This window comes from Pseudomonas sp. PME37.24/025, from assembly GCF_055556615.1.
The window spans coordinates 1-356 of the sequence record NZ_JBVHNK010000059.1 but is presented as its reverse complement, the minus strand read 5'-3'; the positions used below and the strand labels follow the sequence as shown (position 1 = coordinate 356).

1 protein-coding gene is annotated in these 356 nt (G+C 69.4%); it reads left to right on the top strand.

All coding sequences use genetic code 11. The features are described from left to right. Positions 1–356, top strand: a 356-nt coding sequence (locus ACZ3HH_RS29485) for a hypothetical protein (RefSeq protein WP_465810052.1), incomplete at both ends; no start/stop codon positions are given.

Below are 356 nucleotides of genomic sequence, written 5' to 3'. Positions count from 1 at the left end.
AACCTCCTGGTCATGAACATCGGGTTCGGCGCGATCGCGACATCCTTCGCGCCGGACAGCCGTCACACGTTCGAGAAGATGATGGGGCTCCCGGCCGACATCACCCTGGCGGAGGCGGCGACGCGAGAGGCCGACCTGAGCCGATGCGTGCCGTACGTTCCGTCCTACGGCGACCTCGCGACGTTCCGCGCGACGGTGGCGGGCGCTCCGCTGCCGTCGGTCGTGCAAGGGGTGAAGGCAGCCGTCAGCCTCGGGGCCACGGAAGCCCTGCTCCATCTCACGCGACGTGACGGAAATCGGCGCCGGTCGCCCGTGTTCGCCCCCCACTGGGCCTACAGCGACCCCATGACGCTGGT